General features: G+C 69.0%; 24 protein-coding genes. 17 read left to right on the top strand and 7 right to left on the bottom strand.

Annotated elements, in window-relative coordinates; genetic code table 11:
* Positions 1 to 56: 56 nt before the first annotated feature.
* The 11 genes from pmbA (at position 57) to AC07YS_RS16805 (ending at position 12,058) form a co-directional block, all read left to right on the top strand.
* Positions 57 to 1,427, top strand: a complete 1,371-nt coding sequence (gene pmbA, locus AC07YS_RS16855) for a metalloprotease PmbA (RefSeq protein ID WP_095746093.1) — start codon at positions 57 to 59, stop codon at positions 1,425 to 1,427.
* A gap of 66 nt (positions 1,428 to 1,493) precedes the next feature.
* A complete protein-coding gene (locus AC07YS_RS16850; protein ID WP_062476487.1) occupies positions 1,494 to 2,438 on the top strand; it encodes a helix-turn-helix domain-containing protein in 945 nt (314 codons plus the stop codon).
* Positions 2,439 to 2,612: 174 nt separating this feature from the next.
* The gene (locus AC07YS_RS16845) at positions 2,613 to 3,884 is read left to right on the top strand and encodes an ABC transporter substrate-binding protein (RefSeq protein WP_307693458.1); all 1,272 of its coding nucleotides are present in this window, start codon (positions 2,613 to 2,615) and stop codon (positions 3,882 to 3,884) included.
* Positions 3,885 to 3,886: 2 nt separating this feature from the next.
* Positions 3,887 to 4,756 carry a carbohydrate ABC transporter permease gene (locus AC07YS_RS16840; RefSeq protein ID WP_307588960.1) on the top strand — a complete coding sequence of 290 codons (870 nt, stop codon included), beginning with the start codon at positions 3,887 to 3,889 and terminating at the stop codon, positions 4,754 to 4,756.
* Positions 4,757 to 4,767: 11 nt separating this feature from the next.
* Positions 4,768 to 5,580 carry a carbohydrate ABC transporter permease gene (locus tag AC07YS_RS16835; RefSeq protein ID WP_307638643.1) on the top strand — a complete coding sequence of 271 codons (813 nt, stop codon included), beginning with the start codon at positions 4,768 to 4,770 and terminating at the stop codon, positions 5,578 to 5,580.
* A gap of 32 nt (positions 5,581 to 5,612) precedes the next feature.
* The gene (locus AC07YS_RS16830; protein ID WP_495267595.1) at positions 5,613 to 6,719 is read left to right on the top strand and encodes an ABC transporter ATP-binding protein; all 1,107 of its coding nucleotides are present in this window, start codon (positions 5,613 to 5,615) and stop codon (positions 6,717 to 6,719) included.
* A gap of 36 nt (positions 6,720 to 6,755) precedes the next feature.
* On the top strand, positions 6,756 to 7,805 hold the full coding sequence (locus AC07YS_RS16825; protein ID WP_495267594.1) for an NAD(P)-dependent alcohol dehydrogenase: 1,050 nt from the start codon (positions 6,756 to 6,758) through the stop codon (positions 7,803 to 7,805).
* Positions 7,806 to 7,913: 108 nt separating this feature from the next.
* Complete coding sequence (locus tag AC07YS_RS16820; protein ID WP_495267593.1) at positions 7,914 to 8,741, top strand: SDR family oxidoreductase; 828 nt, start codon at positions 7,914 to 7,916, stop codon at positions 8,739 to 8,741.
* Positions 8,738 to 10,069: a flavin-containing monooxygenase gene (locus AC07YS_RS16815; RefSeq protein ID WP_495267592.1), complete on the top strand. Its 1,332-nt coding sequence runs from the start codon at positions 8,738 to 8,740 to the stop codon at positions 10,067 to 10,069. The genes AC07YS_RS16820 and AC07YS_RS16815 overlap by 4 nt, the downstream gene beginning before the upstream one ends.
* A gap of 26 nt (positions 10,070 to 10,095) precedes the next feature.
* Complete coding sequence (locus tag AC07YS_RS16810; protein ID WP_495267591.1) at positions 10,096 to 10,998, top strand: bile acid:sodium symporter family protein; 903 nt, start codon at positions 10,096 to 10,098, stop codon at positions 10,996 to 10,998.
* Between the two features lie 61 nt (positions 10,999 to 11,059).
* The gene (locus AC07YS_RS16805) at positions 11,060 to 12,058 is read left to right on the top strand and encodes an SDR family oxidoreductase (RefSeq protein WP_495267590.1); all 999 of its coding nucleotides are present in this window, start codon (positions 11,060 to 11,062) and stop codon (positions 12,056 to 12,058) included.
* On the opposite strand, the gene AC07YS_RS16800 is transcribed toward AC07YS_RS16805, so the two are convergent.
* Positions 12,045 to 12,956 (bottom strand): LysR family transcriptional regulator, encoded by a 912-nt coding sequence (locus AC07YS_RS16800; RefSeq protein WP_495267589.1) that lies wholly within the window; start codon positions 12,954 to 12,956, stop codon positions 12,045 to 12,047. The genes AC07YS_RS16805 and AC07YS_RS16800 overlap by 14 nt on opposite strands.
* 101 nt (positions 12,957 to 13,057) lie before the next feature.
* Between AC07YS_RS16800 and AC07YS_RS16795 the strand changes: the two genes are divergently transcribed.
* Complete coding sequence (locus tag AC07YS_RS16795; protein WP_495267588.1) at positions 13,058 to 13,819, top strand: sulfite exporter TauE/SafE family protein; 762 nt, start codon at positions 13,058 to 13,060, stop codon at positions 13,817 to 13,819.
* 12 nt (positions 13,820 to 13,831) lie between these two features.
* Here the strand turns inward: AC07YS_RS16795 and AC07YS_RS16790 are convergent, their stop codons facing one another.
* From AC07YS_RS16790 to AC07YS_RS16765, 6 genes are all read right to left on the bottom strand, one after another.
* Positions 13,832 to 14,323: an NUDIX domain-containing protein gene (locus AC07YS_RS16790; RefSeq protein ID WP_062476510.1), complete on the bottom strand. Its 492-nt coding sequence runs from the start codon at positions 14,321 to 14,323 to the stop codon at positions 13,832 to 13,834.
* 13 nt (positions 14,324 to 14,336) lie between these two features.
* A complete protein-coding gene (locus AC07YS_RS16785; protein ID WP_062476513.1) occupies positions 14,337 to 14,786 on the bottom strand; it encodes a GatB/YqeY domain-containing protein in 450 nt (149 codons plus the stop codon).
* 111 nt (positions 14,787 to 14,897) lie between these two features.
* Positions 14,898 to 15,110, bottom strand: a complete 213-nt coding sequence (rpsU, locus tag AC07YS_RS16780; protein WP_007833691.1) for a 30S ribosomal protein S21 — start codon at positions 15,108 to 15,110, stop codon at positions 14,898 to 14,900.
* Between the two features lie 235 nt (positions 15,111 to 15,345).
* A complete protein-coding gene (locus tag AC07YS_RS16775) occupies positions 15,346 to 16,572 on the bottom strand; it encodes a BaiN/RdsA family NAD(P)/FAD-dependent oxidoreductase (protein ID WP_495267587.1) in 1,227 nt (408 codons plus the stop codon).
* Positions 16,569 to 17,354: a YaeF family permuted papain-like enzyme gene (locus tag AC07YS_RS16770; protein WP_495267586.1), complete on the bottom strand. Its 786-nt coding sequence runs from the start codon at positions 17,352 to 17,354 to the stop codon at positions 16,569 to 16,571. Before AC07YS_RS16770 ends, AC07YS_RS16775 begins: the two co-directional genes overlap by 4 nt.
* A 2-nt stretch (positions 17,355 to 17,356) precedes the next feature.
* Positions 17,357 to 18,481 carry a sterol desaturase family protein gene (locus tag AC07YS_RS16765; protein WP_070063138.1) on the bottom strand — a complete coding sequence of 375 codons (1,125 nt, stop codon included), beginning with the start codon at positions 18,479 to 18,481 and terminating at the stop codon, positions 17,357 to 17,359.
* Positions 18,482 to 18,562: 81 nt separating this feature from the next.
* Between AC07YS_RS16765 and AC07YS_RS16760 the strand changes: the two genes are divergently transcribed.
* The 5 genes from AC07YS_RS16760 to AC07YS_RS16740 all read left to right on the top strand — a co-directional run bounded on the left by AC07YS_RS16760 (position 18,563) and on the right by AC07YS_RS16740 (position 25,214).
* The gene (locus AC07YS_RS16760; RefSeq protein ID WP_495267585.1) at positions 18,563 to 18,949 is read left to right on the top strand and encodes a hypothetical protein; all 387 of its coding nucleotides are present in this window, start codon (positions 18,563 to 18,565) and stop codon (positions 18,947 to 18,949) included.
* Between the two features lie 76 nt (positions 18,950 to 19,025).
* Positions 19,026 to 20,258 carry a TolC family protein gene (locus AC07YS_RS16755; protein WP_495267584.1) on the top strand — a complete coding sequence of 411 codons (1,233 nt, stop codon included), beginning with the start codon at positions 19,026 to 19,028 and terminating at the stop codon, positions 20,256 to 20,258.
* Positions 20,255 to 21,721, top strand: coding sequence for an efflux RND transporter periplasmic adaptor subunit (locus tag AC07YS_RS16750; RefSeq protein WP_495267583.1), 1,467 nt, complete (start codon positions 20,255 to 20,257; stop codon positions 21,719 to 21,721). Before AC07YS_RS16755 ends, AC07YS_RS16750 begins: the two co-directional genes overlap by 4 nt.
* On the top strand, positions 21,718 to 24,885 hold the full coding sequence (locus AC07YS_RS16745) for an efflux RND transporter permease subunit (RefSeq protein ID WP_495267582.1): 3,168 nt from the start codon (positions 21,718 to 21,720) through the stop codon (positions 24,883 to 24,885). Before AC07YS_RS16750 ends, AC07YS_RS16745 begins: the two co-directional genes overlap by 4 nt.
* The gene (locus AC07YS_RS16740) at positions 24,882 to 25,214 is read left to right on the top strand and encodes a copper-binding protein (protein ID WP_495267581.1); all 333 of its coding nucleotides are present in this window, start codon (positions 24,882 to 24,884) and stop codon (positions 25,212 to 25,214) included. The genes AC07YS_RS16745 and AC07YS_RS16740 overlap by 4 nt, the downstream gene beginning before the upstream one ends.
* Positions 25,215 to 25,218: the final 4 nt, after the last annotated feature.

The following is a 25,218-nucleotide window of genomic DNA, read 5'->3' as shown; positions in this document are numbered from 1 at the left end:
CAGGGGGCGCGGAAGGGAAAACGTGAAACAGGGGGCGCAAGTATCATAGCCACCACATGACGACATCCTCCTCGCGCGCCGATTCCGGCTTCGCCTACAGCCGCTCCTTCTTCGAAAACCTGGTCGATTCGGCCCTGGCCCACGCCAAAAAGCTCGGGGCCACCGACGCCGGCGCCGAGGCCTCCGAGGGCTGCGGCCTGAGCGTCTCGGTGCGCAAGGGCGAGCTCGAGAACGTTGAGCGCAACCGCGACAAGTCGCTGGGCATCACGGTCTACGTGGGCCACCGCCGCGGCAACGCCAGCACCTCCGACTTTTCCGAGGCGGCCATCCAGCAGACCGCCGCAGCCGCCTACGACATCGCCCGCTTCACGGCCGAAGACCCGGTGAGCGGCCTGCCCGACGAGGCAGACATTTCCAAGGACCACCCCGAGCTCGACCTGTTCCACCCCTGGGACGTGACCAGCGAACAGGCCGCGGCCATGGCGCTGGAGTGCGAGGCGGCGGCGCTGTCGACCGACAAGCGCATCACCAACAGCGAAGGCGCCGGCGTCTCGGCGCAGCAGAGCCATTTCTTCAGCGCCCACACGCACGGCTTCCGCGGCGGCTACGCCAGCTCGCGGCACTCGATTTCGGTGGCGCCCATCGCCGGCAAGGGCGACGGCATGCAGCGCGACGCCTGGTACAGCTCGATGCGCTCGGCCGACGAACTGGCCAGCCCGCAGGCCGTGGGCCGCTACGCCGCCGAACGCGCGCTCAGCCGCCTGAAGTCGCGCAAGATCAAGACCACCGAATGCCCGGTGCTGTTCGAGTCGCCGCTGGCCGTGGGCCTGCTGGGCGGGCTGGTGCAGGCCGTGAGCGGCGGGGCGCTGTACCGCAAGAGCACCTTCCTGCTCGACTCGCTGGGCAAGCCGGTGCTGCCCAAGCACGTCGACGTGGCCGAAGACCCGCACGTGCTGCGCGGCAAGGGCAGCTCGCCCTTCGACGACGAAGGCGTGATCACCCGCGCCCGCAAGGTGGTCGATGCCGGCCGCCTCGAAGGCTACTTTCTGTCGACCTACTCGGCGCGCAAGCTGGGCATGAAGACCACCGGCAACGCTGGCGGCTCGCACAACCTGACGCTGAGTTCGCGCCTCACGAAGCACGGCGACGACCTCGACGCCATGCTCGCCAAGCTCGGCACCGGCCTGTTCGTGATCGAGCTGATGGGGCAGGGCGTCAACTACGTGACAGGCGACTATTCGCGCGGCGCCAGCGGTTTCTGGGTGGAAAACGGCCGCATCGCCTATCCGGTGCAGGAAATCACGATTGCCGGCAATTTGCGTCAGATGTTGATGGGAATTGAAGCGATTGGCGCAGATGCTTACACTTTCGGCGCAAAAACCACGGGGTCGATCCTGGTCAACCGCATGAAGGTGGCGGGCGCCTGACAGGCCCTGCCGCTCGCAACGGCGCTGGCTCGACGACCCCTCCATTCAAGGACAGGGGGACAGGACATGAGCAAACACAGCGCCGTACGCAAGCCGGCCCTCGAACACGAACTGCTGCGTGACCCGCGCCTGGGCTTCGAGCCGGCGGGCAGCAGCTCGGTGCGCTGCCTGCAGCACGGCGTGCCCTGGCCCTTCGACTGCTGGCACTACCACGACGAGTACGAGCTGCAGTGCATCAACCGCACCAGCGGCGACGCCTTCGTCGGCAACCACATCGGCCGTTTCGAGCCCGGCTATGTCGCCCTGGTGGGCGCGCGACTGCCCCACACCTGGATCTCGCACGACGTGCCGCCCGAGGGCGTGGCCGACCGCAGCATGGTGATCCATTTCCGCGACGCGCCCCTGCGCCAGGGCGTCGACCTGTTCCCCGAGCTGGAAACCGTGCTGCCGATGCTCGACCGCGCCAAGCTGGGCATCGAGTTCTTCGGCATCGGCGATCTCGTGCGCGAGCGCTTCGTGCGCGTGCAGAAGCAAAAGGGCATGGCGCGGCTGTCGGAGTTCATCGGCCTGCTGCACGAGCTCGCGAGCTGGAGCGACTGGCGCCAGATCTCGAGCAACGCCGACCCGAGCGACGAGGACCCCACGGCCAACACCCGCATGCGCCGCGTGCTCGACTACCTGCACGCCCACCTGGCCGAAGAGCTCTCGCTGCCCACCGTGTGCGGCGTCGCCAACATGGCCGAGAGCAGCTTCTCGCGCTACTTCCACAAGCACATGGGCAGCACCTTCACCGACTTCGTCACGCGGCTGCGCATCACCAAGGCCTGCGAGATGCTGCAGGTGTCCGACCGGCTGGTGAGCGACATCTGCTACGAGGTCGGTTTCTCGAACCTCGCGAACTTCAACCGCCGCTTCCTGCAGCTCAAGGGCATGACGCCCTCGGCCTACCGGCAGCAGGCGCAGGAGCGTTTCGGCCTGCGCAGCGCGCAGCACACGCCACTCGCCGCCTGATGGCCGACTGATACGTACTTGCCTCTTGGGCTAAACCCCGAGACGGCTTGGCAGCAAAGTATCAGGTGCCCGGTGGGCATGTAGGAGGCCCTTCGGATCGGCCTCCTAACCTTCGTCTCGTTGCATTTGCCGGCATTTCGCCGGCAATTTGCACGAACAACGAAGGAGACAAGCATGCCGATTCCGCATTCCCACCGTCTGGCCGGCCTCGCGCTCGCGCTGGCCACGCTGGCGCCCGCCGCGCTGGCGCAGGTCTGCAAGGAGGACGTGCGCGTCCTGTCGCAGCCGCGCGAAGGCCTGACGTTGCTCGAAAAATCCAAGGACGAGTTCAAGCGCCTCAGCGGTGCCTCGTTCAGCATCGACAACCTCAACGAGAACGACCGCCGCGCCAAGTCGCGCGCCGATGCGTCCACGGTCGGCAAGTACCACGTGTACTACGTCGACGAAGCCAACGTCGCCCAGTTCGTGCAGTCCAAGTGGATCGTGCCGCTCACGCCGTACTACCCGGCCAGCTACGACTACGCCGACTTCGACGCCGGCCGCCAGAAGGTCGCGACCTTCGCCGGCCAGGCCTGGTTCGCGCCCCTCACCGGCGGCGGCGACCTCATGGTCTACCGCAAGGACCTGCTCGAGAAGGCGGGCATCAAGCCGCCGGCCACGCTCGACGAGTTCGTGGCGGCCGTGAAGAAGCTCAACGACCCGGCCAACGGCGTCTACGGCGTGGCGCTGCGCGGCCAGCGCGGCTCGGGCGCCAACGTGTGGCGCTGGATGCCGTTCTTCCGCGGTTACGGGGGCCAGTGGTTCGACGGCGACAAGCCGGTCTTCAACTCGCCCGCCGCCGTGAAGGCGACCCAGACCTACCTCGACCTCTTCAAGTACTCCGCGCCCGGCACCAAGACGGGTGGATGGGACGAATCCACCGGCGCCTTCCTGGCCGGCAAGGTCGCGATCCTGGTCGAGTCGACACCGCTCGCGGGCAACGCGCTCGACCCGAAGATGTCGACGGTGGTCGGCAAGATCGCCTACGCCGTGCCCCCCACGCCGCTCACCGGCGGCGGCTACGGCCACGGGCTGGCCATCGGCGCGCGCGCCAACAAGACCGAAGAGGCCAAGAAGTGCGCGGGCCTGTTCATCGCCTGGGCCACGTCCAAGGAGAACGAGCAGCGCCGCCTCGCGCAAGGCCAGTTCGGCGAACTCAACCGCACCAGCGTGCTCGGCAGCCCCGAGTTCGCCAAGCGCTACGGCGCCGACCTGGGCAAGGCGCTGGCCGACACCGGCAAGGTCACGGCCGTGAACTTCTGGCAAGACCCGGCCTGGCCCGACCTGGGCGACCGCTGGGGGATCATTCTGGAAGAGCTGATCACCGGCTCGCGCACCGACATCCAGGGCGGGCTCGACGAGCTCGACGCCTACGCCAAGCAGCTGATCGCGCGTCGCAAGAAGTGAGCATGCGTTCCCACACCACACGGCTGCCGGCCGTGTTCATCGGGCCGGGGCTGCTCGTGCTGGCGGTCCTGGCACTGGTGCCGACGGTGTTCGCCATCGCCATCTCGCTGCAGGACCGCGAGCTGGGCCAGGCCGACACGGCTTGGGTCTGGTTCAGCAACTACGTGCAGCTGTTCTCCGACCGGCGCTTCCTGAACTCGGTGCGCGTGTCGCTGGTGTGGGAGGTGCTGACCGTCAGCGCCACCATGGCCCTGGCCGTGCTCATGGGCACGCTGATGCACCGCTGCGCCACGCCGCGCTGGCGCCAGGTGCTGTCGATGCTGTTCATCGTGCCGGTGCTGCTGCCGCGCGTGTCGGCCGCCTTCGTCTGGAAGTTCGCCTTCCATCCGCTGTTCGGCCTCATCACGTGGCCGTACAAGGCGATCACCGGCGAGCCGCTGGACCTGTTCGCCGACCCGGTGCTGGCGCTGCTCACGGTGGCCTTCGTCGACGTGTGGCAGTGGGGGCTGTTCTTCGGGGTCATCGTGCTGAAGCTGCTCGAGACCCTGCCGCCGCAGCCCTTCGAGGCCGCGCGGCTCGACCACGCGAAGACCTGGGAGGTGTATGCCTACGTGGCGCTGCCGATGCTGAAGGCGCCGCTCATCAGCCTGGCCTTCGTGAAGATGGTGGAGTCGCTGCGCGCCTTCGACCTCATCTACGTCATGACGCGCGGCGGCCCCGGCATCTCGACCGAGACGCTGGACATGTACGCCTTCTCGCAGGGCTTCATCGAGTCGGGCCGCATCTCATACGCGTCGAGCATGGCGGTGCTGATGATGGTCGCTTCCACGGTCGCGTTCACCTACATCTGGAAATGGACCAAGCCATCATGAAGAAGCTTGCCATCGGAACGCTGCTGGCGCGGCTGGCGCTCATCGCGGCCGGGCTCTCGGCGCTCGTGCCCGTGCTGTGGACCTTTCTGAACTCGTTCAAGAACCGGGTCGACATCGTCTCGGCCGTGCCGAAGTTCTTCTTCACGCCCACGCTGGACAACTACCTCTACGTGCTGAACCGCGAGGCCGTGGCCGCCGGGCTGGTCAACTCGATCGTGGTGGCCGGCGCGGCGGTGATCATCGGCGCGGTGCTGGGCCTGCCGGCCGCCTATGCGTTGGCGCGCTACCCGCTGCGCTGGGGCAACGACATCCAGTTCTTCGTGCTGTCGATGCGCTTCCTGCCGCCGGTGGCCGTGGCCATTCCGCTCATGGTGATCTGGCTGCAACTGGAGCTGTACGACTCGCGCATCGCGCTCATCGCCACCTACACGCTGCTCACGCTCTCGACCGTGATCTGGCTCGCCATTCCGGCCTTCAAGGCGGTGCCGAAGGAAGTGGAAGAAGCCGGCCGCGTCGACGGCTACGGGCCCTACGCGATCTTCTTTCGCATCGCGCTGCCGATTGCCGCGCGCTCGCTGGTGGGCGCCATCGCCTTCGGCTTCGTGCTGGTGTGGAACGAGTTCCTCATCGCGCTGATGCTCACCACCTCCGAGGCCAAGACGCTGCCCATCGTGGCCTCGGAGCTCAGCCAGCTCGGGCGCGATGTGCCGTGGGGCATCTTGAATGCCTCGGTCATCCTGCTGTCGCTGCCGCCGCTGCTCATGGTGGGCGTGCTCAGCGGTTTTCTCAATGCCGCGTTCAAGCGCAAGCGGGAGGCCGCATGAGCGCCACCACCTCTCTTTCTTCAGAACAAAAAATGTCTGCCATCCGCTGTCACCACCTCATCAAGCGCTACGGGGAAACGCAGGTCGTCCACGCCTTCGATCTCGACGTGGCCGACAACGAGTTCGTCGTGTTCCTCGGCCCCTCGGGCTGCGGCAAGTCGACCATCCTGCGCATGCTCGCGGGCCTGGAAGACATCAGCGGCGGCGACCTGCACATCGGCGGCCAGCGCGTGAACGACCTGCCGCCGCAGGAGCGCGGCATCGCGATGGTGTTCCAGAACTACGCGCTGTACCCGCACATGACGGTGCGCGACAACATCGCGTTCGGGCTCAAGCGCCTGAAGGTGCCCAAGGCCGAGATCGACAGCCGCATCAAGGAGGTGTCGGACACGCTGGGCCTGGAGCGCTACCTGCAGCGCAAGCCCACCGAGCTGTCGGGCGGCCAGCAGCAGCGCGTGGCGATTGCGCGGGCCATAATCAAGACGCCGAAGGTGTTCCTGTTCGACGAACCGCTGTCGAACCTCGATGCCAAGCTGCGCAACCACATGCGCATCGAGATCGCGAAACTGCACCAGACGCTGAAGACCACCACCGTGTACGTCACGCACGACCAGCACGAGGCCATGACGTTGGCCGACCGCATCGTGCTGCTGCGCGACGGGCGCATCGAGCAGGTCGGCACGCCGCAGGAAATCTTCGAACGCCCGCGCTCGGCCTTCGTGGCCGGCTTCATCGGCACGCCGCCGATGAACCTGATGGAGATGGCGGTGCACAGCCTGGACGGCGGGCAGTGCGAGCTGCGCGGAGGCGGCGGTTCGGTGCGCGTCGATGCGCGTCGCTTCGCGCTCGAAGGCCGCGCGCGCGTGACGCTGGGCGTGCGCCCGGCGCACCTGCACCTCGACACCGCCGGGGCGAACGGCGAAGGCTTTGCCGGCGAGGTCCAGCTCATCGAATACCTCGGCAACGAAGTGCTGGTGAGCGTGGGGCAGGGCGGCGAAGAGATCGCCGTGCTCCTGCCGTCCGCGGCGGGCCCCCGGCTCGGCGAGCCGCTGCGCTTCGTGGCCGATGCACAGCAGGTGCATTTGTTCGACGTCGCGACGGGCGCTTCGCTGCTGCGCCCGGACTCCGTGCTGCACTGAGTGGCAGCCCCGTTTCAACCCTCTGAGAAAGATGCAATGAAAGCACTGGTTCTGGAAAAGGCGCACGAGATCACGCTGCGCGATGTCGAGCTGCCGCTGCACGTCGGCCCGCGCGACGTGAAGATCCGCATGCACACCGTGGGCGTGTGCGGCAGCGATGTTCATTACTACCAGCACGGCGGCATCGGCCCGTACGTCGTCGATGCGCCGATGATCCTCGGCCACGAGGCCTCGGGCGTGGTGGCCGAGGTGGGTGCCGAAGTCACGCACCTGAAGCCCGGCGACCGCGTCTGCATGGAGCCCGGCATTCCCGACATGGACTCGCGCGCCGTGCGCGAAGGCTTCTACAACCTCGACCCTGCCGTGCGCTTCTGGGCCACGCCGCCGATCCACGGCTGCCTCACGCCCTACGTGGTGCACCCGGCGGCCTTCACCTTCCGCCTGCCCGACAACGTGAGCTTCGGCGAAGGCGCCATCGTCGAGCCGTTGGCCATCGGCCTGCAGGCCGCGAAGAAGGCGGCGCTGAAGCCGGGCGACGTGGCGGTGGTCATCGGCGCCGGCACCATCGGCGCGATGACGGCGCTGGCCGCGCTCGCGGGCGGCGCGGCGCGTGTGATCCTGGCCGACCTCGTGCCCGAGAAGCTGGCGCTGTTCGCCGACAACCCGGCGGTGACGACGGTCGACGTGCGCAGCACGAGCCTCGCCGACACCGTGCGGGCCCTCACCGACGGCTGGGGCGCGAACGTGGTCTTCGAAGCCAGCGGCAGCGCGCGCGCCTTCGACAACGTGTTCGACCTGCTGTGCCCCGGCGGCTGCCTCGTGCTGGTGGGCATACCCGCTGCGAAGGTGCCTTTCGACATCGTCGCGATCCAGGCCAAGGAGGCGCGCATCGAGTCGGTGTTCCGCTACGCCAACATCTTCCCGCGCGCGCTGGCGCTCATCGCGTCGGGGCAGGTCGACGTGAAGCCCTTCATCTCGCGCACCTTCGCGTTCGAGGACGGCATCGCCGCGTTCGAGGAGGCTGCGGCCGGGCGCGTCACGGATGTGAAGATCCAGATCGAATTTCCCGCCGCCGAAGCCGCCTGAACGCCCCGCAAGGGCGCGGGACAAGGGGAAACGCTGGGGAGTGCGCTGGCAGGGCGCGGCTACAGTGGCTGCGTTTTGCCACTCGCAGCCTTGCGCGCTTTCCTGCCCATGCTCTTGCCGTTTCGCAATGTCGTTCTCACCGGTGCCTGCGGCGGCCTGGGGCAGGCGCTGGCGCGTGCGCTGATCGACGGCGGCGCGCGCGTGGCGCTGGTGGGGCTCGACACCGACCGCCTCGCGGCACTCGCAGCCCCAGCCGAAGGGCGCTGCAAGGCCTACACGCCCGACGTGTCCGACAGCCCCGCCATGCAGGCGATGGCGGCCGACTGGATGCAGCGCTTCGGCCCGCCGGACCTCGTGATCGCCAACGCGGGCGTGGCCGGCGGCTACGACACCGCCGAGGCCGATGACCTGGCCGTGTTCCGCCGCATGCTCGAGATCAACCTGCTCGGCGCGGCCACCACTTTCCAGCCCTTCTTGCAGCCGATGCGCGACCAGGGCCGCGGCGCGCTTGTCGGCGTGGCCAGCATCGCGGGCTGGCACGGCATGCCGGGCAACGGCGCCTACTGCGCGAGCAAGGGCGGCCTGATCCGTTATCTCGAAAGCCTGCGCGCCGAGCTGCGCGGCACGGGGCTCACGGTGCACACGGTGAGCCCGGGCTACATCCGCACCGCGCTCACGGCCGGCAACCGCTTCGCGATGCCGGGGCTGCTCGAGGCCGACGCGGCGGCGCGCCAGCTGCTGGCGGGCCTAGCCGCACGGCGCGAAAAGATCGTGCTGCCGCGGCGCATCGGCTGGCTGTCGAAAGCACTGGGCCTGTTGCCCGCGCCGTTGCATGACCGTCTCTTGCGCGGCCAGCCGCGCAAGCCGCGCGTGGGCGAGGCCGGCGCCACCGTCATCCCCGGCCTGAATTCCCAGAAAGAACCTCCCCGCCGATGACGCCTTCTGCCACTGCCGTTCCGACCCACGAACAGATCGCGCTCATCGGCGCCGGCCCCTCGGGCCTGGCGGGCGCGCGCAATCTCCAGAAGCTCGGCGTTCCGTTCCAGGGCTTCGAGGCGCACAGCGACGTGGGCGGCCTCTGGGACATCGACAACCCGCGCTCCACGGTCTACCACTCGGCGCACCTGATCTCGAGCAAGCGCACGACCGAGTTCGCAGAGTTCCCGATGGCCGACACCGTGGCCGACTACCCGAGCCACCGCGAGCTGCGCCGCTACTTCAGCGACTTCGCCGACCGCTTCGGCCTGCGCGCGCACTTCCGCTTCGGCACCCGCGTGCTGCGCGTGGAGCCGGTGAGCGACGCACCCGACACGCGCTGGCGCATCAGCGTCGAGGCGCCCGACGGCACGGTCGAGACCGACGAGTACAAGGGCGTGGTGATCGCCAACGGCACGCTGTCGGAGCCCAAGCATCCGCAGTTCGAAGGCCACTTCGACGGCGAGCTGCTGCACACCAGCAGCTACAAGCACGCGGAACTGTTCAAGGACAAGCGCGTGCTGATCGTCGGCGCCGGCAACTCGGGCTGCGACATCGCGGTCGACGCGGTGCACTACGCGCACAGCGTCGACATCTCGGTGCGGCGCGGCTACTACTTCGTGCCCAAGTACGTGTTCGGCAAGCCGGCCGACACGCTGGGCGGCAAGCGCCCGCTGCCGCCGTGGCTCAAGCAGAAGGTCGATGCCACCGTGCTGCAGTGGTTCACCGGCGACCCCGTGCGCTTCGGCTTTCCCAAGCCCGACTACAAGATGTACGAGTCGCACCCGGTGGTGAACTCGCTGGTGCTGCACCACGTGGGCCATGGCGACATCGGCGTGCGCGCCGACATCGCGCGGCTCGTAGGGCGCACCGTCCATTTCAAGGACGGCAGCGCGCGCGACTACGACCTGATCCTCACGGCCACGGGCTATGCGCTGCACTACCCGTTCATCGACCGCGAGCTGCTCAACTGGCAGGGCATGGCGCCGCGCCTGTACCTGAACATCTTCTCGCCGCGCTTCGAGACGCTGGGCGTGCTCGGCATGATCGAGGCCAGCGGCATCGGCTGGCAGGGGCGCTACGAGCAGGCCGAGCTGCTGGCGCGCTACTTCCGTGCGCAGGCGGCGGGCTCGCCCAAAGCTACGGCCCTGCGTACAGCAGTGCAGGGGCCGCCGCCCGACCTGTCGGGCGGCTTCAAGTACCTGCAGCTGGAGCGCATGGCGTACTACGTCCACAAGGACACCTACCGCGCGGCCGTGCGCCAGGCCGCTGCCGCACTGGCAGACTGATCGTCTTTCTACAAGGGGTTCCGCGCATGCTGCCTGTCGACGAGATCCGCCTGCACTTCAACCCGGCCTCGCTGGTGCTTCTCAACGTGGTGCTGGGCTTCCTGATGTTCGGCATTGCGCTGGACACGCGCATCGACGACTTCAAGCGCGTGGCACGCATGCCCGGTGCGATGGCGGTGGGCATCGGCGCGCAGTTCGTGGTGCTGCCGGCCGTGACCTTCGTGCTCACGCTGATCCTGCAGCCGGGCCCGAGCATCGCTCTGGGCATGATCCTCGTGGCCTGCTGCCCGCCGGGCAACATCTCGCAGATCCTCACGCACCGCGCGGGCGGCAACGTGGCGCTGTCGGTGTCGATGACGGCCATCTCGAACGCGCTGTCGATCGTGGTGATGCCGCTGAACTTCGCGTTCTGGGGCGGCCTGCATCCCACGGCCTCGGTGCTGCTCAAGACCATCGCGCTCGACCCCTTCGACATGCTGGGCCACATCGTGATGATCATCGGCATTCCCTTCGTGCTGGGCGTGGCCTGCGCGCACAAGCTGCCGCGGCTCACGGCGCGCATCAAGAAGCCGGCGCGCATCCTGAGCTTCCTGGCGCTGATCGCGTTCATCGTCGGCGCCATCGCGGGCAACTGGCGCTACTTCCTCGACTACGTGGGACTGGTGCTGATGGCCGTGGTGATCCACGACGCGCTGGCCTTCGGCACGGGCTACCTGTGCGCGCGACTCTCGGGGCTGGGCGACTACGACCGGCGCGCGGTGTCCATCGAAGTGGGCATCCGCAACGCGGGGCTCGGGCTGGTGCTGATCTTCAGCTTCTTCGGCGGGCTCGGCGGCATGGCCGTGGTGGCCGGCGTGTGGGGCTTCTGGGACATCATCGCGGGTCTGGCGCTGGCGAGCTGGTGGGGGCGCAAGCCTGCGACGCCATGAGCGCCGCGCCGGGCCGCCCCAAGCAAGCTCGCACCGCAGTGCGAAGCACGAAGGTATACCAATGAGCGACACCTGGAAGGCGTCCGCGCGGCGCGTGCTGGTGACGGGCGGCGACGGCTTTCTGGGGCGCAGCGTGCTCGCTGCATTGGCCGCGCAAGGCACCTTTGAAGCCCTGGTGGCACTCGACGTGCGCGAGGTGCCTCCCGCGCGGCGGCTGCCCGGCGTGGCCTACCTGCAGCAGGACGTGCGCGACGACGGCATCGCCGACGTGCTCGCCGAACATGCGATCGACACGGTGGTGCACCTCGCGTCGATCGTCACGCCCGGCAAGGACTCGAACCGTGCCTTCGAGCATTCGGTGGACGTGGGCGGCACGCGCAACGTGCTCGACGCCTGCGTGGCGCGCGGCGTGGGGCACATCGTGGTGTCGTCCAGCGGCGCGGCCTACGGCTACCACGCGGACAACCCGGCCTGGATCACCGAGTCGCAGCCGCTGCGCGGCAACCCGGTGTTCGCCTATGCCGACCACAAGCGGCAGGTGGAAGAGATGCTGGCCGACTGCCGCGTGCAACATCCCGCGCTGGCGCAGACGGTGCTGCGCATCGGCACCATCCTCGGCGAGCGCGTCGACAACCAGATCACGGCGCTGTTCGAGAAGAAGCGGCTGATCGCCATCCGCGGCAGCGACAGCCCCTTCGTGTTCGTGTGGGACGAGGACGTGACCGGCGCCATCGCCCACGCGCTCGGCGGCGCGCCGCCCGGCTGCTACAACCTCGCGGGCGACGGCGCGCTCACCATCCACGAGATCGCCGCGCGCCTGGGCAAGCGCGCCATCGCCTGGCCGGCCGGCGTGCTGCAGGCGGCGCTGGCCGCCGGCTCGGCATTGGGCGTGAGCCGCTACGGGCCCGAGCAGCTCGACTTCCTGCGCTACCGGCCGGTGCTGCTGAACACCGCGCTGAAGACCCAGTTCGGCTACGTGCCGCGCAAGACCAGTCGCGAAGCCTTCGAGGCTTTCGTTGCGGCGCGTGCGCAGCAGGGAAGGCCGGTCACTTCCGCGTAGCGTCCGCCGCTGGCGGTGGCGCGATCAGGTAATCGAGCATGCGCCGCGCATTGAGCGGCAGGTCTTGCGACGAGCGCACGCAGGCCATCAGCGTGCGCTCGGCCCAGGGGTCGGCGAGCGAGGCGCGCGCGATCTTCATCGAACGGGCGCAGCGCTCGGCCGCGGTCTGCGGCACGATGCCCACGCCGATGCCGTACTCGACCATGCGGCACACGGCCTCGAAGTTGCGCACGCGCACGCGGTAGGCCAGGTGCCTGGCGAGCGCGCGCACGTGCCCGGTGATCAGCTGCTGCAGCGCGCTGTCGGCGGGCAGGCCGACGAACTCGCTGTCGACCACCTCGGCCAGGTGCACGCGCCGCCGGCCGGACAGCGAGTGGCCGCGCGGCATCACGAGCACGAGGTCGTCGCGGCGGAAGGGGTGGCATTCGAGGCCGTCGCTGTCGATGGCGTCGGAGACGATGCCGATGTCGCACAGGCCGCTGCGCAGGGCCTCCACGGTGTCGGGGCTGGCGCGCTCCTCGAGGTCGACCGAGATGCGCGGATGCTCGGCCAGGAAGCGGCTCAGCACCTCGGGCAGGTGCTCGGTGAGCGCCGAGGTGCCGCACATGAAGCGCACGTGGCCCTTCAGGCCCTGGCCGTACTCGCCGAGTTCGCCGCGCAGCCGCTCCATCTGCTGCAGCACGACGCGCGCATGGTGCAGCAGCGTGCGGCCGGCCTCGGTGGGGCGCACGCCCTGTGCGTGGCGGGTGAGCAGCGGGGTGCCGAGCGCGTCTTCCATGCCGCGCACGCGCTGGCTGGCCGAGGCCAGCGTCATGTGCGAGCGGCCGGCGCCGGCCGTGAGGCTGCCGGCTTCGACGACGTGGAGAAAGAGCCGCAGGTCGGTCAGATCGAATCGCATGATGGGCCGCAAGGTAGCACGCCAGCCTCAGCCTGTGCCTGAGGCTGGCTGCGCGAAAGCCGCATTTCCAGTGAAGGCGCCGGTCGGCAGACTCCGCGGCGATGACGATCTCCAATGAAGCGATGGGCCTGTGGGCGGCGGCCGCCGCGGTCTTCCTGCTGGCCGGCCTGATCAAGGGTGTGATCGGCCTCGGGCTGCCGACCGTGGCGATGGCGCTGCTCGCGCTGTGGATGTCGCCCGCGCAGGCGGCGGCGCTGCTGATCGTGCCCTCGCTGGTCACCAACCTCTGGCAGACCGGGCCGCGCGCGAGCTTCGGCGCCATGTTCCGCCGCATCGGTCGCATGCAGGCCGGCGTCGTGGTGGGCACGCTCGCCGGGGCGTGGTGGCTGGGCGTACCGGCCGGGGCCTGGGCCTCGCTGGCGCTCGGCGTGGCGCTGGTGATCTATGCGCTGTGGGGGTTGACGGGGCGGCAGCTGCATGTGAGCGACCCGCAGGCGCGCTGGCTGGGCCCCGTGGTGGGCGCCGCGACGGGGCTGGTGACGTCCGTGACCGGCGTGTTCGCGGTGCCGGCCGTGCCGTACCTGCAGGCGCTGGGTTTCCAGCGCGATGCGTTGATCCAGGCCATGGGCATCTCGTTCACCACCTCGACCGTGGTGCTGGCCCTGGGGCTGGCGGCCAACGGAAGCTACCCGGCGGCGGTGCTGGGCGGGTCGCTGGCGATGCTGGTGCCGGCGGTCGGCGGCATGGTGCTGGGCACCTGGCTGCGGCAGCGGTTGCCGGTGGCCGTGTTCCGGCGCTGCTTCCTGATCGGGCTGGCGCTGCTGGGGGCGTACATGGCGCTGCGCGCCGTCATGTCCGCCTGATCCCGTGATCGGTCAGCTGGCGGCCAGCAGGGCCGCGCGCACGCGCTCGATGGTCTGGCGGTAGGGCAGGGCGAAGTCCTCGATGGCCGCGTCGGCCTCGAGCCAGCGGAACGAGAACACCAGGCCTTCTTCTTCGGGGCTGCCCGTGGCCATGTGCTCGAAGGTCTCGGGCAGGGCGCGGTGGTCGCGCATCAGGAAGATGTGCCAGCGCTGCGGGTGGCGGTGCGTGTTGCCTTCGACGCCGGCTTCGCATTCGCGCTCCAGCGTGCCCAGCGACTCCAGCCGGCCGGCGAACACCAGGCCCGACTCTTCGAGCAGCTCGCGCCGCACGGCCGCCTCGGGCGACTCGCCGGGCTCGATGGTGCCCTTGGGCAGCTGCATGTTGCCGTCTTCGGGATGACGGAACACCAGCAGCCGGCCCTGCGCATCGACCAGGCAGGCGCAGGCCTTCGGGATCGTCGCGACGGGGGCGGCGCCGAGCGGGCTGCTGCTGCCGTTCTTCATGGCGGTGGCCGCCTCAGGCGCCCGTGAGGGCGGCCTTGACCGCGGCGCTGACCTGGCCCATGTCGGCCTTGCCGGCCAGGCGCGTCTTGACCACGCCCATCACCTTGCCCATGTCGCCGGGGCCCGAGGCGCCCAGCTCGGCCACGATGGCCTTCACCGCGGCGGCCGTTTCATCGGCGCTCATGCGCTGGGGCAGGTAGACCTCGAGCACCTTGATCTCGGCGGCTTCCTTGTCGGCCAGGTCGGCGCGGCCACCCGTGGTGAACGCGGCGATCGAGTCCTTGCGCTGCTTGACCATCTTGTCGACGATGGCCACGACCATGGCGTCGTCCAGCTCCACGCGCTCGTCGACTTCCTTCTGCTTCATGGCGGCGAGCAGCAGGCGGATGGTGGCCAGGCGCTCCGAGTCCTTGGCGCGCATCGCCGTCTTCATGTCTTCGGTGATTTGTTCTTTGAGAGTCATTCTTCGCAACCTTTCGGAAAAAACAAAAGCCGCGGCAGGTTTCCCTGGCGCGGCTGGTGCAACGGGGCGCTGGCGGGGACTTTCGTCGGGGCCAGCCACCCTGGGCGTTGCTTAGTACAGCTTCTTGGGGAGCTGCATGCTGCGCACGCGCTTGTAGTGGCGCTTGACCGCAGCTGCCTTCTTGCGCTTGCGCTCGGCCGTCGGCTTCTCGTAGAACTCGCGGGCGCGCAGGTCGGTCAGCAGGCCGAGCTTTTCGATGGTGCGCTTGAAGCGGCGCAGGGCGACGTCGAAGGGCTCGTTTTCTTTAACGCGGATGGTGGTCATTGATGAATCGTTGAAATGGATTTGGCCGGGGGAGATCGAGGCCCCAAGCCGGGGTTCCTCAACTGAAAAATTTTGTGGCCGTTGAGGGAAGGCCAAAAGTTAGCCCGCGAGTATAGCACTCCCCCAGGCTGCGCGCACTTCGTGTCGCTTCCCCAACCCCCTCGCCGGGGGCGACACCTGAGGCCCGGCAAAGCCGGTTCCTCGGTGTCCTGGAAAAAACCTCAAGAGTGCGCCTTCAGAGCGCCTGTGCGCACGCATGGGCGCTCGCCCACGCCCACTGGAAGTTGTATCCGCCCAACCAGCCCGTCACATCGACCACTTCGCCGATGAAATACAGGCCCGGCTGCTTCGATTCCATCGTTTGCGACGACAGATCGCGGGTGTCGACGCCGCCCGCCGTCACCTCGGCTTTCTTGTAGCCCTCGGTGCCGCTGGGGGTGATCTGCCAGCGGGCGATGCGCTCGGACAGCGCCGCCAGCGCCTTGTCGGTGGCCTCGTTGACCGGGCGCTGCAGAGCCGGGTCTTCGCCGACCCAGGCGTCGGCCAGCCGCGAGGGCACCAGCGTGGCCAGCTCGTTGGCGATGCGTTTCTTGGAGCGCCGCTTGGCGTCGGACAGCGACTCGGCCACGTCCATGCCGGGCGCGAAGTCGAGCGTCAGCGGGGCGCCGGGCTTCCAGTAGCTCGAAATCTGCAGCACCGCCGGGCCCGACAGGCCGCGGTGGGTGAACAGCAGGTCTTCCAGGAAGGCCATCTTGTCCTTCTTGCCGCCGGTCTCGATGCGCACCGGCAGCGCCAGCCCGGCCAGGCCGGCGTAGGGCGCCCAGGCGTCGCCGCCGAAGGTCAGCGGCACGAGCGCCGGACGCGGCGTGACCAGGCGCAGGCCGAACTGCTCGGCGAGCCGGTAGCCGAAGTCGCTCGCACCAATCTGGGGAATCGACAGGCCGCCGGTGGCCACCACGAGCTTGGGCGTGTCGATCGGACCGCGCGTGCTACTGATTTGGTAGCGCCCGTCGACAAAGGCAATGTCGCCGAGCTTGCACGGCTGCCAGCGTTCGACGTTGCCGGCGGCGCACTCGGCCAGCAGCATGTCGACGATCTGCTGCGAGGAGCCGTCGCAGAACAGCTGGCCCTTGTGCTTCTCGTGGTACGCGATGCCGTGGCGCTGCACCATGTCGATGAACTGCTGCGGCGCGTAGCGCGAGAGCGCCGAACGGCAGAAATTCGGGTTGTCGCCGACGAAATGGCGCTGCGGGGCGCGCACGTCGAGGTCGCGGTTGGTGAAGTTGGCGCGGCCGCCGCCCGAGATGCGGATCTTTTCGCCGACCTTCTCGCTGTGGTCGACCAGCAGCACGCGCAGCCCGCGCTGGCCTGCCAGCGCGGCACACAAGAGACCGGCGGCGCCGGCACCGACGACAACGACGTCAAAGGAAGAAGAAGGAGGGGAAGAAGAAGGAGAGCTCAAGCGGGTCCGTCCGCCGCCAGCACCGGCGGCGGGTTGTATTTGAGGTGGCCCACGTAGCGCAACGGCTGCGTGGCGGCGATCGAGGGCACGTCGCCCTCGCGCATGTGGAGCAGGTCGGCCGGGCTCACCCAGCGCGGGTCGGCGTCGGTGATCGGCACGCCGGCCTGGCGGTAGGCCTCCAGCACGAACTGGGAGCAGAAGAACTGGTCGTTGCGGCTGGCACCCAGCTGCACCGTGGCCAGGCCGCTGATGCAGTACGCGCTGACGGCCGAGGGAATCAGCGGCAGCTCGCACAGCCGGCGGTTCAGCACGAAGGGCGCGTTCAGCAGCACGCCGGCGGTGTTGTAGCGGGTGCCGACCTGCGAGTGCGCCCATTCGCGCATCTTCTCGACGTCGGCCTCGACGAGGCCCGGCACGCGAAAGGCGACGACCATCTGCTCTTCGTCGACCACCTCGGCCAGCGGCCGCGCGCGCACGCCGGTGCCCACGGCCTCGGCGATCTGGCCGTCGCCCAGGTACAGCACGGCATGGCTCACGGGCGAGAAGGTGCCCAGGCGGATGCCGAACGAGTTCACCGTGGCGATCGAGGTCAGCAGGATGTCGCCGGGCGCCAGCACGTCGGCGCCGATCAGCTCGCCGCCGTTGCCGGGGGCGATCACCGAGCTCTGCACGCGCAGGCGCAGGCCGGAGGTTTCGGAAGGCATCTCGATGCGCGTGGCGCAGGCCGAGAGTAGGAGCGGCAGCGCCGCGGCGAGCGCCACGGCGCGAAGAAGGGAAGCCATGCTCATCCCTTCCAGACGAACGGGAACTTCAGCTGCTTGAAGAAGCCGTTGGGCACGTAGTCGCCCAGCACGCCGTACTTCTCGGGCCAGAGCTTGGTGCTCTTCACGGCCGTGCCGAAGAGGTAGTCGAGGAAGGCGTAGTGCGCCGCGTAGTTCTTGTCGAGCGCCTCGATGTCCTGGCTGTGGTGCCAGTGGTGGAAGTTGGGCGTCACGATCAGGTAGCGCAGCGGGCCCAGGCGCACGCTCACGTTGCAGTGGTTGAACACCGCCTGGAAGCCGACCACCACGATGTAGGCGTCGATCACGTCCTTGCTGAAGCCCAGCACGTAGATGGGCGCGAGCACCAGCGTGCGCGTGATCAGCAGCTCCAGGATGTGCTGGCGCGAGCCCGCCATCCAGTCCATGCTCTTCACGCTGTGGTGCACCGCGTGCAGGCGCCACAGCACCGGCACCTCGTGGTACGCGCGGTGCGTCCAGTACTGCACGAGGTCGGCCACCAGGATGATCAGCAGGATGCCGGCCCAGAACGGCAGGTTGCTCACCCAGCCGCGGATGCCGTCGTTGGCGGCCCAGCCGAAGAGCTTGTGCACCATGAGGTTGGTGGCCAGCAGCACGAAGCCCACGATCATGTGGTTCACCACGAAGTGATGGAAGTCGGTCTGCCACTCTTCGCGGAACACGGGTTGATCTTTGCGCAGCGCAAAGAGCTTCTCGATGAAGATGAAGATCAGCGACGAGCCCAGGAGGTCGAGGATGAACCAATCGAGCCCGATGTAAGGCGTGTGGTCCGCGAAGTCGTGCACCGGCACCTTGTGCCCGCCCAGCAGCGCCGACACCGCCACCAGCAGGAACGCGGCCGACGAGAGCCAGCGCGAGCGGTTGAAGATGATGTTGACCAGCGAGAGCCCGCCCGCAATGACCAGCGCGGTGAGCAGGATGACGCGCATCACGTCGACGTTGTAGCTCTTGCGCAGCTCGGGCGTCGTCAGGTACTGCGGAAAGTGGAAGGCCAGCACGCCCAGAAAGCACAGGGCGGCGAGGCTGAAGGCGATGGTGCCTGTGACCAGCCCGCGCCCGCGGCGCAGCTCGCCGTGGCTTTCGGTGAATTCGTTGAGTTTGTCGAGCATCCCTGCCTCTTCCTTCTTGTTCGTTGGGCCGGGCGGGATTTTAGGCGGCGCCCGGACGGCGGCGCTACACTGCGCCTCCTCATGGCCCGCCGCTCTCTCCGTCGCTGCACGACCGCGATTTTCGTGGTCCTGTCGCTGCTGTTCTCGCAGCTGGCGCTGGCAGGCTATGTCTGCCCCGGCGCCCCGGAAAGCCCGGGTTCGATGGCCGACATGATGGCGTCGGGCGAGCCCTGCGAAGGCATGGACATGGCCCAGCCGGTGCTGTGCTTCCAGCACGCCGCCGACCTGTCGCTGTCCTTCGAGCCGGTGAAGCTGACCACGCCCTCGCTGCCGGCCATCGTGCAGCTCGTAGTGATGCCGCTGGTGCTGGTGTCGGAAGGCCATGTCCTTCCGCCGCAGGCCGTGCCGGAGCGGCAGCATCCACCGCCCGATCCCGTTTTTCTCACCACGCGCAGACTGCGCGTCTGACATCTCCGTCGACTGACCGGTGCTGGTGCGGCGCGTCCGCCTGCCAGCGATTCGCTCGTTCGTTTGCGGAGTTTTCATGTCCCTTCCTTTTTCGCGCGCGGCCGTCTGGGCCGTCGCGTTGCTGCCGTCCTTAGCGGCGGCGGCCCCCTTATCTCTTGATGCAGCGCTGGAGCTTGCGGCCCGGCGTTCCGAAGCCACCCGCGCCGCCCGTGCCGGCGTCGCCAGCGCCACGGCGGCGGCCTCCGCGGCCCCGCAGCTTCCCGACCCCACGCTGCGCATCGGCGTCGACAACCTGCCCGCGACGGGCGCGGACCGTTTCCACACCACGCGCGATTCGATGACGATGAAGCGCATCGGCCTCAGCCAGGAATGGCTGTCCGCCGACAAGCGCGCCGCGCGGCAGGCCGCCGCCGAGGCGTCGGTCGGGGTGGAAGCGGTGCGGGTGCAGGCCGCCGTGGCCGACACCCGCCGGCAGGCCGCGCTCGCGTATGTGGACGCCTTCTACGCCGGCGAGAGCGTCAAGCTCGCACGGCGCATGGAGCACCACGCGCACGAAGAACTGGAGGCCTCGCGCGCACGCCTGTCGTCGGCCGCGGGGAGCAGCCAGGACGTGCTGGCGCTGGCCGGCGCCAGAGGCATCGCGGAAGACGAGACGGCCGACCTCCTGCAGCAGCAGGAAGCCGCGGGCGCCGCCTTCCAGCGCTGGGTCGGCGTGCCGCCCGACGAACTGCGGCCCCCGGGCGCCATCGCCGTGCCGTCCGAAGCGGCCTACGTGGCCGCGCACCCCACGGTCGCGGCCCTGCAGCGCGATGTCGACGTGGCTAGGCAGACGGCGGCCGTCACCGCCTCCAACCGCAAGCCGAACTGGACCTGGGAGCTCGCCTATGGCCAGCGCACCGGCTACGCCGACATGGTGTCGGTGGGCCTGAGCATTCCCCTGCCCGTGGCGCCCGGCGAGCGGCAGGACCGGGACACCGCCGCCAAGCTCGCCTTAGTCGAGAAAGCCGAGGCCGACCTGGCCGAAGCCACCCGGGCCGCGACCGCCGAGTACCAGGCGCTGCGCAGCGATGCGCAACGCCTGCAGCAACGCATCGACCGCTACCGCACCGGCGTGGTCGTTCCGGCCGGCCAGAGAACGGCGGCCGCAACGGCGGCCTACCGCTCCAACCAGGGCAGCCTCGTCACGTTGTTCGCGGCGCGGCATGCCGAAGTCGAAGCGCAGCGCAAGCTGCTGACGCTGCAGCGCGACCTGGCCAGAACCCACGTCCAACTGGCCTTCCGGCCGCTCACCACCGAGGGGGCCCCATGAACCGCACACGCACGATCGGAGCTTCGCTGCTGGCCGCCCTGTTGCTCGCAGCAGGCGCCTTCTACCTGGGGCGCACGACAGCCCCGTCCACCTCGGACGGCCGCAAGGTCCTCTACTGGCACGACCCCATGGTGCCGGGCCCGCGCTTCGACAAGCCCGGCAAGTCGCCGTTCATGGACATGCAGCTGGTGCCCATGTACGCCGACAGCGCCACCGGCACGGGCCGCGAAGGCGGCGTGCAGGTGAGCCCCACGGTCCAGCAGAACCTCGGCATCCGGTATGCCGGCGTGCGGCGGGCGCAAACCGCCGCGTCCTTCGATGCCGTCGGCGCCGTGCAGTTCGACGAGCGGCTCAACGTCGTCGTGCAGACGCGCGTGGCGGGCTACGTCGAGCGCCTGTCGGTCCGCGCGCCGATGGAGCGCGTGCGCAAGGGGCAGGCGTTGGCGACGGTCTTCGCGCCTGAATGGCTCGGGCCGCAGAACGAATGGCTGGCCCTCAAGCGATCGGGCGTTTCCGCCGACCTCGTCGCGGCGGCGCGTGATCGCATGCGGGCCCTGTCCATCCCCGCCGAACTCATCCGCCGCAGCGAGGAGACCGGCACGGCGCAGGCGCGCTACGTGATCACTGCACCCTCCGACGGCGTGGTGGCCGAGCTGGGCGTGCGCGAAGGCGTCGCGGTCACGCCCGGCACGACGTTGTTCCGCATCGCGGGCCTTGAGAAGGTCTGGGCGGTCGTCGAGATCCCGGAAGCGCAGGCCGTGCGGCTCGCGCGCGGCCAGAAGGTCAAGGCGGTCCTCCAGGCCGACGCCGCCCAGTCGTTCGACGGCACGCTCGACGAGATCCTGCCCGAGGTCAACGCCGCCACCCGCACCCTGAAGGCCCGCTTCGAGGTCGACAACAAGAACGGGAAGCTCACGCCCGGCATGCTGCTGCGCCTGAAGGTGACGGGGCCCGCCAGCACCCGGCTGGTCGTGCCGTCCGAAGCCGTGATCCGCACCGGCAAGCGCGCGGTCGTCATCGTGCGCAAGGCCGACGGCGCGTTCGAGCCGCGCGACGTGTCGACTGGCGCGGACCTCGGCGACGACACCGAAGTCATCTCCGGTCTGAATGAAGGCGAGCAGGTCGTGGCCAGCGGCCAGTTTCTCATCGACTCGGAGGCCCGGCTGCGTTCGGTACTGGGCAGCATGGCGTCGCCCGCGGCCACGGCCGCAGCGCCGGCTGCCGTGCTGCACCAGGCCGAAGGCAAGGTGGAAAGCGTGGCGCCCGACGGCCTCACGATCTCGCACGGCCCTGTCGCCACGCTCAAATGGCCGTCGATGACGATGGGCTTTGCGAAGGCGTCGCCCGAGGCGTTCCCGGACGTCCAGCCCGGCGACCTGGTCCGCTTCGAATTCAAGGAAGGCGGCCCCACGGGCTACGAGCTGGTCTCCGTGCAGCGCATGCCACAGGGCGCCAAGCGATGATCGCCGCCGTCATCCGCTGGTCGATCGGCAACCGCTTCCTGGTGCTGATCGCGACCTTGTTCCTGGTGGCCGCGGGGTGGTGGTCGGTGGTGCGCACGCCGCTCGATGCACTGCCCGACCTGTCCGACACACAGGTCATCATCCGCACGCCTTTCCCCGGCAAGGCGCCCCAGGTGGTCGAAGACCTCGTCACCTACCCGCTGACCACCACCATGCTCAGCGTGCCCGGTGCCAAGACGGTGCGCGGCTATTCGTTCTTCGGCGACTCCTTCGTCTACGTGCTGTTCGACGACAAGACCGATCCGTACTGGGCGCGCTCGCGCGTCGTCGAGTACCTGAACCAGGTGCAGGGCAGGCTGCCCGCGGGCGCGAACGCCTCGCTGGGCCCCGATGCCACGGGCGTGGGCTGGGTCTACGAGTACGCGCTGGTCGACCGCACGGGCACGCGCGATATCGGGCAGCTGCGCGCGCTGAACGACTGGTTCCTCAAGTTCGAACTGAAGACCGTGCCCGACGTGGCCGAGGTCGCCAGCATCGGCGGCATGGTGCGCCAGTACCAGGTGGTGCTCGATCCCGACCGCATGCGCGCGCTGGGCATCACACAGCAGGCGGTCGTGGCGGCGCTGCAGAAGGCCAACCAGGCCTCGGGCGGCTCGGTCGTCGAACTCGCCGAGGCCGAGTACATGGTGCGTTCGCGCGGCTACCTGCGTTCGCTGGACGACTTCCGCACCATCCCGCTGGCTGTGACAGGCGCCACGCCGGTGCTGCTGCGCGATGTGGCCACCGTGCAGATCGGCCCCGAGATGCGCCGCGGCATCGCCGAGCTCGACGGCGAGGGCGAAGTGGCCGGCGGCGTGATCGTCATGCGCTCGGGCAAGAACGCGCGCTCGACCATCGAGGCCGTCAAGGCCAAGCTCGATGCCCTCCAACCCGGCCTCCCGCCGGGCGTCGAGATCGTGCCCACCTACGACCGTTCGCTGCTGATCGACCGCGCCGTCGACAACCTGCGCGGCAAGCTGATCGAGGAGTTCATCGTGGTGGCGCTGGTCTGCGCGGTCTTCCTGTTTCACCTGCGCTCGGCGCTGGTGGCCGTGGTGGCCTTGCCGATCGGCGTGCTCGCGGCCTTCATCGTCATGCACTGGCAGGGCGTCAACGCCAACATCATGTCGCTGGGCGGCATCGCGATCGCGATCGGGGCGATGGTGGACGGCGCCATCGTGATGGTCGAGAACGTGCACAAGCACATCGAGGTCTTCGAGACGGCGCAGGGCCGGCAGCCGACGGTGGTCGAGCAATGGCGGCTCGTGGCCGATGCGTCGGTGGAGGTCGGGCCGGCGCTGTTCTTCTCGCTGCTGGTGATCACGCTGTCCTTCGTGCCCGTGTTCTCGCTCGAGGCGCAGGAGGGGCGGCTGTTCTCGCCGCTGGCCTTCACCAAGACCTATGCGATGGCCGCTGCGGCGGGCCTGTCGGTGACGCTGATCCCGGTGCTCATGGGCTACCTGGTGCGCGGGCGCATTCCGCACGAAGGCGCCAACCCCGTGAACCGCTGCCTGATGGCCGTCTACCGGCCCGCGCTGGAGCTGGTGCTGCGCTTTCCCAAGGGAACGCTGGCCGTCGCCGCGGTGCTGCTGGCGCTCACCGTGGTGCCGCTGATGCGGCTGGGCGGCGAGTTCATGCCGCCGCTGGATGAAGGCGACCTGCTCTACATGCCGTCGGCGCTGCCGGGGCTGTCGGTGTCGAAGGCGGCAGAACTGCTGCAGCAGACCGACCGCCTCATCAAGACCGTGCCCGAGGTCGCGCGCGTGTTCGGCAAGGCAGGCCGTGCCGACACCGCGACCGACCCCGCGCCGCTCGAGATGTTCGAGACCACCGTCCAGTTCAAGCCGAAGCGCGAGTGGCGCGCCGGCATGACACCCGACCGGCTGGTCGAGGAACTGGACCGCGCCGTCAAGGTGCCGGGCCTGACCAACGTGTGGGTGCCGCCCATCCGCAACCGTATCGACATGCTGGCCACGGGCATCAAGAGCCCGGTCGGCATCAAGGTGGCGGGGGCGGACCTGGCCACCATCGATGCGCTCACCACGCAGATCGAGGCGGCGGTGAAGGGCGTGCCCGGCGTGTCGTCGGCGCTGGCGGAGCGGCTCACCGGCGGGCGCTACATCGACGTCGATGTCGACCGGCTCGCGGCCGCGCGCTACGGCCTCTCGGTGGCCGATGTGCAGGCCGTGGTGTCGACGGCCATCGGCGGCGAGAACGTGGGCGAAGTGATCCAGGGCCGCGAGCGCTATCCGATCAACGTGCGCTACCCGCGCGAGATCCGCGATTCGCTGGAACGGCTGCGGCAGCTGCCCTTCGTGACGGAAAAGGGCGCGCAACTGCTGCTCGGCGATGTCGCGCGCATCGCGATCGAAGACGGCCCGCCGATGCTGCGCAGCGAGAACGCGCGGCTCTCGGGCTGGGTCTACGTCGACGTGCGTGGGCGCGACCTGCGCTCCGCCGTCCACGACATGCAGGCGGCGGTCGACCAGGCCGTGAAGATGCCCGCGGGCTACGCGGTGTCATGGTCCGGCCAGTTCGAGTACCTGGCGCGCGCGACCGAGCGGCTGAAGCTGGTCGTGCCGGCCACGCTGGCGGTCATCTTCGTGCTGCTGTACCTGCTGTTCCGCTCGTTCGCCGATGCGGCCCTCGTGATGGCGGCGGTGCCGTTCTCGCTCGTCGGCGGCTTCTGGCTCATCTGGGCGCTGGGCCATTCGATTTCGGTGGCGACGGCGGTCGGCTTCATCGCGCTGGCCGGCGTGGCGGCCGAGTTCGGCGTGGTGATGCTGGTCTATCTGAAGAACGCGCTGGCGCGGCGCCTCGACGCCGGCGAGCCGTTGAACGACGAGACGCTCCTGGCCGCGATCCGCGAAGGCGCCGTGCTGCGCGTGCGGCCCAAGGCCATGACCGTGGCCGTCGTGATGGCCGGCCTGCTGCCCATCCTGTGGGGCAGCGGCACCGGCTCGGAGGTCATGACCCGTATTGCCGCGCCCATGGTGGGCGGCATGGTCACCGCGCCGCTGCTGAGCATGCTGGTCGTGCCCGCGGCCTGGTATCTGCTGCGCCGCCGCGCCCCTTTGTCGTCTGCCGTTTCCAACCCCTCATCTCATCAAGGAGCCACTTCATGAACATCCTCCATCCCCTTGCCTTCGCGCTGCTCGCCGGCCTGGCCGGTGCCGCCCAGGCCCAGGCGCCGAAGAGCGAGCCACCGCCCGCGAAGGCGTCCACGCCGGGCATGCTGACCGATGCGGTGGTCCAGAAGATCGATCCGGCCCGCGGCCTGATCGTGTTGAAGCACGACGACATCCCCAACCTGGCGATGCCGCCGATGACGATGGGTTTCGATGTGGCCGAGAAGCAGATGCTTGAACAGGTCAAGCCCGGCGACAAGGTCCGGTTCCATGTCGAGGTGGTGAAGGGCAAGCCGACCGTCACGCACCTCGAATCTGTGCGCTGAGAGG

The sequence above is a fragment of the Variovorax sp. GW458-11-26-14-LB1 genome (genome assembly GCF_059423965.1).
The sequence above is the reverse complement of the archived record's forward strand: the minus strand, read 5'-3'. Positions and strand labels throughout refer to the sequence as shown.